The 8,834-nt window shown below is 58.7% G+C and carries 10 protein-coding genes and 2 rRNA genes (1 of these 12 only partly in view); 11 read left to right on the top strand and 1 reads right to left on the bottom strand.

The features are described from left to right. The 7 genes from VOI35_RS08205 to VOI35_RS08175 form a co-directional block, all read left to right on the top strand. Nucleotides 1-1,101 (top strand): 23S ribosomal RNA (locus VOI35_RS08205) (it extends 1,777 nt beyond the left edge of the window). A gap of 83 nt (nucleotides 1,102-1,184) precedes the next feature. Next, a 5S ribosomal RNA gene (gene rrf, locus VOI35_RS08200) occupies nucleotides 1,185-1,300 on the top strand. 98 nt (nucleotides 1,301-1,398) lie between these two features. Next, nucleotides 1,399-1,632, top strand: coding sequence for a sulfur carrier protein ThiS (gene thiS / locus VOI35_RS08195; protein WP_407275572.1), 234 nt, complete (start codon nucleotides 1,399-1,401; stop codon nucleotides 1,630-1,632). Between the two features lie 87 nt (nucleotides 1,633-1,719). After that, on the top strand, nucleotides 1,720-2,655 hold the full coding sequence (locus tag VOI35_RS08190) for a branched-chain amino acid transaminase (RefSeq protein ID WP_407275571.1): 936 nt from the start codon (nucleotides 1,720-1,722) through the stop codon (nucleotides 2,653-2,655). Then, on the top strand, nucleotides 2,652-2,864 hold the full coding sequence (locus tag VOI35_RS08185; protein WP_407275570.1) for a zinc-finger domain-containing protein: 213 nt from the start codon (nucleotides 2,652-2,654) through the stop codon (nucleotides 2,862-2,864). Before VOI35_RS08190 ends, VOI35_RS08185 begins: the two co-directional genes overlap by 4 nt. Before the next feature lie 15 nt (nucleotides 2,865-2,879). Beyond that, complete coding sequence (locus VOI35_RS08180) at nucleotides 2,880-3,023, top strand: hypothetical protein (protein ID WP_407275569.1); 144 nt, start codon at nucleotides 2,880-2,882, stop codon at nucleotides 3,021-3,023. 26 nt (nucleotides 3,024-3,049) lie between these two features. Further along, nucleotides 3,050-5,080 (top strand): diguanylate cyclase, encoded by a 2,031-nt coding sequence (locus VOI35_RS08175; protein ID WP_407275568.1) that lies wholly within the window; start codon nucleotides 3,050-3,052, stop codon nucleotides 5,078-5,080. Nucleotides 5,081-5,271: 191 nt separating this feature from the next. Here VOI35_RS08175 and VOI35_RS08170 read toward each other — a convergent pair whose 3' ends face one another. Then, on the bottom strand, nucleotides 5,272-5,817 hold the full coding sequence (locus tag VOI35_RS08170) for a Smr/MutS family protein (protein WP_407275567.1): 546 nt from the start codon (nucleotides 5,815-5,817) through the stop codon (nucleotides 5,272-5,274). Between the two features lie 116 nt (nucleotides 5,818-5,933). On the opposite strand from VOI35_RS08170, the gene surE reads away from it, so the two are divergent. The 4 genes from surE to VOI35_RS08150 all read left to right on the top strand — a co-directional run bounded on the left by surE (nucleotide 5,934) and on the right by VOI35_RS08150 (nucleotide 8,821). Then, a complete protein-coding gene (surE, locus tag VOI35_RS08165) occupies nucleotides 5,934-6,680 on the top strand; it encodes a 5'/3'-nucleotidase SurE (RefSeq protein WP_407275566.1) in 747 nt (248 codons plus the stop codon). A gap of 113 nt (nucleotides 6,681-6,793) precedes the next feature. After that, on the top strand, nucleotides 6,794-7,408 hold the full coding sequence (locus VOI35_RS08160) for a protein-L-isoaspartate(D-aspartate) O-methyltransferase (RefSeq protein ID WP_407276820.1): 615 nt from the start codon (nucleotides 6,794-6,796) through the stop codon (nucleotides 7,406-7,408). Beyond that, nucleotides 7,405-7,986, top strand: coding sequence for a YqaA family protein (locus VOI35_RS08155; RefSeq protein WP_407275565.1), 582 nt, complete (start codon nucleotides 7,405-7,407; stop codon nucleotides 7,984-7,986). Before VOI35_RS08160 ends, VOI35_RS08155 begins: the two co-directional genes overlap by 4 nt. Nucleotides 7,987-8,065: 79 nt before the next feature. After that, the gene (locus VOI35_RS08150; protein ID WP_407275564.1) at nucleotides 8,066-8,821 is read left to right on the top strand and encodes a peptidoglycan DD-metalloendopeptidase family protein; all 756 of its coding nucleotides are present in this window, start codon (nucleotides 8,066-8,068) and stop codon (nucleotides 8,819-8,821) included. Nucleotides 8,822-8,834 lie beyond the last annotated feature (13 nt).

Raw genomic sequence — 8,834 nt, 5'->3', positions numbered from 1 at the left:
CTCGAAAGAGGACGTATAGGGTGTGACGCCTGCCCGGTGCCGGAAGGTTAATTGATGGGGTCAGCGCAAGCGAAGCTCTTGATCGAAGCCCCGGTAAACGGCGGCCGTAACTATAACGGTCCTAAGGTAGCGAAATTCCTTGTCGGGTAAGTTCCGACCCGCACGAATGGCGTAACGATGGCGGCGCTGTCTCCACCCGAGACTCAGTGAAATTGAAATCGCTGTGAAGATGCAGTGTACCCGCGGCTAGACGGAAAGACCCCGTGAACCTTTACTATAGCTTTGCACTGAACATTGAACCTGCTTGTGTAGGATAGGTGGGAGGCATTGAAACCCGGACGCTAGTTCGGGTGGAGCCGACCTTGAAATACCACCCTGGCATGTTCGGTGTTCTAACCTAGGTCCGTTATCCGGATCGGGGACAGTGTATGGTGGGTAGTTTGACTGGGGCGGTCTCCTCCGAAAGCGTAACAGAGGAGCACGAAGGTTGGCTAAGTACGGTCGGAAATCGTACGGTTAGTGTAAGAGCATAAGCCAGCTTGACTGTGAGACAGACACGTCGAACAGGGTCGAAAGACGGTTCTAGTGATCCGGTGGTTCTGTATGGAAGGGCCATCGCTCAACGGATAAAAGGTACTCCGGGGATAACAGGCTGATACTGCCCAAGAGTCCATATCGACGGCAGTGTTTGGCACCTCGATGTCGGCTCATCACATCCTGGGGCTGAAGCAGGTCCCAAGGGTATGGCTGTTCGCCATTTAAAGTGGTACGCGAGCTGGGTTCAGAACGTCGTGAGACAGTTCGGTCCCTATCTGCCGTGGGCGTTCGAGATTTGAGGGGAGCTGTCTTTAGTACGAGAGGACCGAGATGGACACACCTCTGGTGTTCCGGTTGTCACGCCAGTGGCACTGCCGGGTAGCTAAGTGTGGACGGGATAACCGCTGAAAGCATCTAAGCGGGAAGCCCACCCCAAGATGAGATCTCGCAGGGACCTTGAGTCCCCTGAAGGGCCGTTGAAGACCACAACGTTGATAGGCTGGGTGTGGAAGCGCAGTAATGCGTGCAGCTAACCAGTACTAATGACCCGTGCGGCTTGACCATATAACGCCAAAACAGCTTGGCAACACAAGATCTGTACTTGTCCTGCATTCACTCTCGGTAGCAACCGCTACCTAACCCATTCGCCTGGTGTCCATAGAGCAGTGGAACCACCTGTTCCCATCCCGAACACAGAAGTGAAACGCTGCATCGCCGATGATAGTGTGGGGTCTCCCCATGTGAAAGTAGGTCAACGCCAGGCTCCCATCCCTCAAAACCCCCGCCTCAACGGGGGTTTTGTTTTGCTGGTGATTCTTTGGATTATGGGGCATTTTTTGGCATTGCTCTTGAGGTGTTGTGATGACTGTGCATCAAAATACGGCAGTGAATTCGGTCATGATTTCAGTAAATGGTGAGTTATCGCCGCGATTTGGTGAAGGCTCAATTTCTGCGCTCCTTGAGCACAAAGGGCTTTTATCGCGCCGTTTGGCTGTTGAGCTGAATGGCGAAATCGTGCCTCGAGCCGAGTGGCCATCGGTGATGCTGTCGCCCGGTGACCGTGTTGAAATTGTTCAGGCGATTGGTGGTGGGTAGCACTGGGGCGTTTGCTGATCGATAGGGTTTTCGTTGTATGATCCACCCTTCTTCACTATTTTTTATTTGTCTGATTGGGGTTGACTCATGTCGATGGATGATCGCGATGGTTTTATTTGGTTTGACGGCGCGTTGCATGATTGGCGATCCGTCCAGGTGCATGTGTTAACGCACAGTTTGCATTACGGGATGGGCTGTTTTGAAGGCGTGCGTGCTTACGAGACCAACCAAGGTACTTCGATTTTTCGTCTGGCGGATCATACCCGGCGTCTGTTTAATTCTGCGCGCATTTTAGGCATGCCGATGCCGTTCACCGAATCTGAGATCAACGAGGCGCATCGAGCCGTGATCCACGCCAATCGACTGAAAAGCGCTTATATGCGGCCGATTGTTTTCTACGGCTCGGAGGGGATGGGGTTGCGTGCGGACAACCTCAAGGTGCATGTTGCGGTCGCGGCGTGGGAGTGGGGCGCCTATTTGGGGGCGGACAACATGCAGCGTGGGATTCGGATCAAGACCTCGAGCTATTCCCGGCATCATGTCAATGTGACCATGTGTAAGGCTAAGTCGACGGGTTCGTACATGAACTCCATGATGGCGCTGCGTGAGGCAACGCATGATGGCTACGATGAGGCGATGTTGTTGGATACTCAGGGCTTTGTCGCTGAGGGATCCGGCGAGAATATTTTCATCATCCGTGATGGCGTATTGTTCACGCCGGATTTGACCGCCGCGTTGGACGGGATCACCCGGCGCACAGTCATGACCCTGGCGCGAAACTTTGGTTATGAAGTGGTTGAGAAACGCATCACGCGAGATGAGGTGTATCTGGCGGATGAGGCGTTTTTCACAGGGACGGCGGCTGAAGTGACCCCGATCCGTGAGGTGGATAACCGGCCGATCGGTGCGGGAAGTCGCGGACCCATTACCGAGCGGTTGCAATCGGCCTATTTTGATTTGGTTTACGGTCGGAGTTCTGAGGAATTTGCCGACTGGTTGGATGTAGTAAAGCTGCCATCATGAACCCGAATACTGCCGCCCAACCCGCTGCTTTTAAAACGGCGAATTCCGCAACCGAGGTTTTAGTGCGCTCCAGCGATTTGCCGGTTTATTGCCCTCGGGGAGATGAGATGCTGTGGAATGCGCACCCCCGGGTATACATTCACCTGGAAAATCCCGGCGATTCGGCGCGTTGCATTTATTGCAGCGCGGTGTATCGATTAACGGAATAAAGGTGGTTTCGACGCGTGATGGCGATGATCGAGAACAATCCGGCGATGATCGCATTGGTTGTCTGTGTTGTTTTGATCGCCGTCGCTTTGCATATCGCGTTGTTTTTCTTCGTTCGTCGCGTGTTGCGTGCTGGAACCCAGCCGGCGCGGGATGACTAACAACCACTACGGGATGCACGGAACGCATGACAACTACCTCGCCGCTGCCAGATTTACCGGATTTGCCGGATGGGCATCCCGCCACCTGGATCGAATATCTCCGGGATGTGGTCTTTCGCACACAAGGTAAAACCTACTGGAGCTATCTCAGCCCTGCCTGGGAACGGCTGACCGGGTTTACGGTTGCTGAATCGTTGGGGCGTGACATTCTCGAATTCGTTTTCCCTGATGATCGCCCGGAGAACATGGCGGTCAAAGAGCGGCTAGAAAGCGGTCAGCAGATGGCTTCGCGTCATATCAAGCGGCTCCTGCGTAAAGATGGCAGCTTCGTTTGGATCGAGGTGGATCTGCGGGTGTTGCGGGATGCCTCTGGCGAGCTGAGAGGGAGTATTGGGACGATCCGGGATATTTCAGAACGCATCGCACTCGAAACTGCGCTGGCTCGTGAACAGGCGCTGGCTTCTGTCACGCTGGGTGCCTTGACCGATGGCGTATTGATTATCGATCCTGTTGGGCACTTGGAATATATCAACCCGGCGGCGACGACTTTGCTTGGTGTGGCCAGCCAGAACTTGCTGGGGCAGCCGGCGCTTTCCCGCTTGGTATTTGATGGCCTCGATTTTTCTCGACTCTGGGCGGATGCGCGCCGTACCGGGCAAACTCAGTCATTGGGATCACGGGGTTGTCTGTTGGTTCACGATGGCCGGCGCATTGAGGTGGACGGGGTTTTGCAGCCCTTGCCGGGCGAGGATGCCGGGTTGGTGCTGGTACTGCGGGATGTGCGTGAACAGCGTGCGCTGCAGGCGCGGCTGAGTTTTCAGGCGACGCATGACGCCTTGACCCAACTCTTGAATCGCGCGGCACTCACGGATGCCCTGGCTCGCATCCAGGCTCGGACGGTGCGTCAAGGCGGTGTCTATAGTGTGCTGTTGGTCGATATTGATCATTTCAAACTGGTCAATGACCACTATGGGCATAGTGTCGGAGATGAGGCGATTCGATGGGTGAGCCGAACCCTGGCGCAGAACCTGAGACCTGAAGATGAAATTGGGCGATGGGGCGGCGAAGAGTTTTTGATCGTGCTACCAGATGCGGATGAGGTCGAGGCCAAGGCGGTCGCCGAGCGCATGTTATCGTCGGTGCGCGCGCTGCCTTCGCTGGTGCCGGGAGATGCAGTTTCGTTGACGGTGAGTGTAGGGGTCGCGACAGCCAGCAGCACTTCGGCATCACCGGCTGTACTCACGATGGTGCAGCAGGCCGATGCGGCTTTGTATGAGGCAAAGCGTGCCGGGCGTGATCGGGTGTGGGTTTATTCCTCGACTCAACCAGGGGTGGTAACACTGGCTACGCGCGTGCAGGCGGCCATTCAGGCGGGTGGCGTGCGTCCGTTGTTCCAGCCCATTCATGATCGGGAATCCGGTGCGCTGTGTGCTTATGAAGTGTTTGCCCAGATTATCGCGCCCGATGGCTCGGTGATGATGGCGGATCAGTTCATGCCAGCGCTGCAGCGGGTTCACCGTGCGCATCGGGTGGATGCAGCCGTCATCCCGCTGGCATTGCGTGATTGCCCGTCTTCTCCCGGCCAATCATTGCACTGCGTGGTGCATCTGTCTGCCGACATGCTCCGCCGTCCCTCGGTCATGGCGGCATTATTGACGCAGTTGCTCGCCGATGGGGTCGTGCTCTCGAATCTGGTCATCAAGATGGGCGAGCGCGCGGAACTCCCGGAGCTGTCCGCGCTGCGCCCGGTGCTGGACCCCTGGTTCCAGGCGGGTGCCACTTTGCTGATCAACCAGAACAGTACCGGTCAGGCGGCGTTGTCGTACTGGATCGATTGGCCGGTCAGTTTCGTGCAGCTCGATGGGGTTTTGTTGCGTCAGGCATTGACTTCGCCCCGGGCATATACCGTCTTGCAGGCGTTGAATGCGCTGGCGCAGACGCTCGGTTACCGGACGATTGCCGAGCAGGTCGATCGTCCGGAATTGCTGGAGCTGGTGCGTGAAATCGGCGTGGATTGGGTGCAAGGTTATTTGTTTGGCACCCCACGCCCCGCCTGAAGCGGGGCGCAGTGTCGTCCCATCGACGGACGACGGTAGTGAGTTTGTCCAAGGGCATTGCTGATTAACTCAGTGCGCCCCGGTTGGGGCGGGAGTGCCCCTACCCGGAAACGACGCCCGTCGAAGTTTCTCGAAACCCACCGCTTAGGGCTTACAGAATCCAGCCGGGGATGGACTGATTCAGAGTTTTGTTAGCGCCTTTTCAGTAACACATAGAGCGCGCCGGTGCCGCCATCGTGCGGCGGCGCGCTGCAAAACGCGACCACATCGTCCCGTTGGGGTAGCCAGTGGTTGACCATTTGTTTGAGCACGGGAATCTGGCGTTCGGATCGATTGCCTTTACCGTGCACCAGTCGCACACAGCAACGGATTTCTTGGCGCTCGGCCTGAAAGAACCGGTGGATCGCGCTGCGCGCCGCGTCGACTGTCATGCCATGTAAGTCCAGACTAGCGACCACGCTGAATTGCCCACGCTTGAGTTTGCGTAGAATGTTCGGGGCTGTGTCGGGGCGCAGATAACTCAGAAACTCACCCTGTTCGATGGGTTCGGCACCGGCATCGCTCAAGGGGTTGATGTCCGCATCGGAGAAGTGCGCAGTTTCTAGGATGCGTCGATGGCTGCGTGATGGCCCTTCGGGCGGCAGAAAATCTACGGTCAGCGGATCGACGCAGCCAATGGTGTCGCGAAATAGCGCGATGTCTTCATCGTTGAGTGGCGGGACGGGGCGTTTGGGCATGGAACTTTCCCCAGTAAGGTTTTCGGGATTTTAGCAGCCGGCCGGCAGTTACTGTGTCTGGCGTGTATGCTAGCGCCTCGTGCCGTGGTGTGCCGGATGGCCGGTTGAGGGTCGCTGTGAATATTTTGGTGAGTAATGATGATGGGTATCTGGCGCCGGGGATCAAAGCCCTGGCGGAGGCATTGGCCGAGCTGGGTACCGTGACGGTGGTCGCGCCGGATCGGGATCGCAGCGGCGCATCCAATAGTTTGACGCTTAGTCGTCCGCTGCGTCCCCGGCAGGTTGCGCCGCAGGTTTGGGCGGTCGATGGCACCCCCAGTGATTGCGTGCATCTGGCGATTCAGGGTCTGTTGCCGACCACGCCGGATCTGGTCGTTTCAGGAATCAACCACGGGGCGAATCTGGGGGACGATGTGCTGTATTCCGGCACGGTGGCGGCGGCGACCGAAGGGCGTTCGCTCGGATTGCCCGCGATCGCAGTTTCGTCAACCGCCCATGATCCCCAGCACCTTGAGACGGCGGCGGCGGTCGTGGTGTCCCTAGTGCGTCGGCTGGTGGATCATCCTCTGCCGAGCCTCACCTTGCTCAATGTCAATGTGCCGGATGTGCCGCACGGCGAACTGAAGCCCTGGCAGGTGACCCGGCTCGGGCGGCGGCATCCCTCGTCGGGTATCGTGCGCTCGATGGATCCTCGGGGGCGGGAGATTTTCTGGATCGGTGCGGCGGGCGCCGGGGCGGATGCGGGGGAAGGCACCGATTTTTTTGCGGTGGCTGCTGGACATGTCTCGATTACGCCAGTGCAGTTTGATATGACGCGCCATGCCGTTCTGCCCGATGTGGCGCGCTGGTTGCAGTCCTCGTGATGACCGGTGCTGAAGATTTCCCCCGGCTGCGTCGGCTGCGGGGAGGATGGCGAGAGTCGGTGCCCCAGGAACCGCCGGTGGCGCCGCCCGATTACTCTTGGGCGCGTGCCGCGATGGTGGCGCGTTTACGGTCGCAGGGGGTCACCAACGAGGTCGTGCTGGCCGCGATGGGGGTACTTCCTCGGGAAATTTTTGTCGATGAAGCGCTGCGGATGCGCGTGTATGACGACTGCTCTTTGCCGATTGGTCAGGGGCAAACGCTGTCGCAGCCGTTCATTGTCGCGCGCATGACCGAATTGTTGTTGGCGGCACCCCGTCCGGTGCGGCGTGTATTGGAAATTGGCACGGGCTCCGGCTATCAGTCTGCCGTACTGGCCGCCTGTGGTTTGACCGTGTTCACGGTCGAGCGTATCGGCAGTTTTCTCGAACGCGCTCGGGCGCGGCACGCGCAGTGTGGTGCCCTCCGTGTGCGAACCCTGCATCAGGATGGCTTTGGCGGGTGGCCGTCCCAGGCGCCCTTCGATGGCATCTTGGTGACTGCGGCTCCAGAAGCCGTGCCTGATGCCTTGGTCGCCCAGTTGGCCGTGGGGGGGCGTCTCTTGGTGCCGGTAGGCGCTCAGGGGGCGGAGCAACGCCTGTGTTGCGTCACGCGGACGGCGACCGGGGTAACGATCGAGTCATTGGATCAAGTGAGTTTTGTCCCGTTATTGCCAGGAGAAATGCGTTGAAATTATTTGGCTCATTGTATGACCGCGTGTTGAGCTGGTCGTCACACCGTCATGCGCCCGCGTATTTATCTGGCCTGAGTTTCGCCGAGTCTTCGTTTTTTCCGATCCCGCCCGATGTGATGCTGATGCCGATGGCGTTGGCGCGACCCAAATGCTGGTGGTGGTTTGCCACGCTCGCCACGCTGTTTTCGGCTTTGGGTGGGCTGTTTGGTTACTTGCTTGGCTGGCTGCTGATCGATGCCGTGATGCCGCATCTGTTGGCGGCGGGGTTCGGTCCGGCGATCGATCAGGCCAAAGCCTGGTTTGCCCAGTGGGGCGTCTGGGCGATCATCGTGGCGGGGTTTTCACCGATTCCGTACAAGGTGTTCACCATCCTGGCGGGGGCGCTGACCATGAATCCATTCTGGTTTTTCATCGCCTCGGTGATTGGGCGCGGGGGGCGGTTTTATCTGGTCGCGGGCTTGATTGCCTGGGCGGGGCCGAAAATTGCCCCACGGTTGCGACAATACATTGAATGGCTGGGTTGGGGCACGGTGCTGTTGCTGATCCTGGCGATTGTGGTGTGGCGATTCGGGTGATATGTCAAGGCAACGGTGGACAAAGTGTTGCCTGCTAGGCGGACACCCCGGCCGTTCACTGGGGTGGGTCTGGCTGGTATTGGCGCTCAGCTTGGGGGGCTGCGCCAGTTCCGGGTCACACTTTAGTCAGTGGGATCGCGCCTCGCCGCAGGCATCGGCGCCGTCGCATCGACCGCCCGCCGGTGCGACGCATCGGGTTCGCCCAGGCGATACGCTGTATTCGATTGCCGTGGCACATAATCTGGATTGGCGAACCTTGGCGCGCTGGAATGGTATTCGTGACCCACGGGATTTGCGCGTCGGTCAGGTGCTTCGATTGTCCGATCCCGCATCCGCGCGCCGTTCCGCCCCCACTGCGTCAAAAGCCGCTGCTGCGGAAGAAGGGCAACGCCCGCGCACCGCGCGCCCAGCGCCGGTGACGCCGCCGCCTGCCTCGGTCGAGACGGCGGGCGCCATTCGTTGGCAGTGGCCGGCGAGCGGTACGGTGGTGAGTCGGTTTATCGATGAAAGCAAAACCCAGCCGGGCTTGATTATTCGGGGTGACTTAGGGGCGCCCGTGTATGCCAGCGCGGCGGGGGAGGTCGTGTATGCCGGTGATGGTTTGCCAGGTTACGGCAACTTGCTGATCGTTAAGCATAATGCGGATTGGTTGTCCGCCTATGGGTATAACCAGTCCTTGCGTGTGAAGGAGGGCGACCGCGTGACAGCCGGGCAGGAGATCGCCACGATGGGGCGACGGGATAACCGTTCGACGGCGGCCGCGGGCAGTTTACTTTTTCAGATTCGCCATAACGGGGAACCGGTCGATCCTTTCCCCTTATTGCCCGCGCGTTGAGTGGGGCGATTGC

The organism is Halothiobacillus sp. DCM-1 (assembly GCF_045689735.1).
Classification (GTDB): domain Bacteria; phylum Pseudomonadota; class Gammaproteobacteria; order Halothiobacillales; family Halothiobacillaceae; genus Halothiobacillus.
The sequence above is the reverse complement of the archived record's forward strand: the minus strand, read 5'-3'. Positions and strand labels throughout refer to the sequence as shown.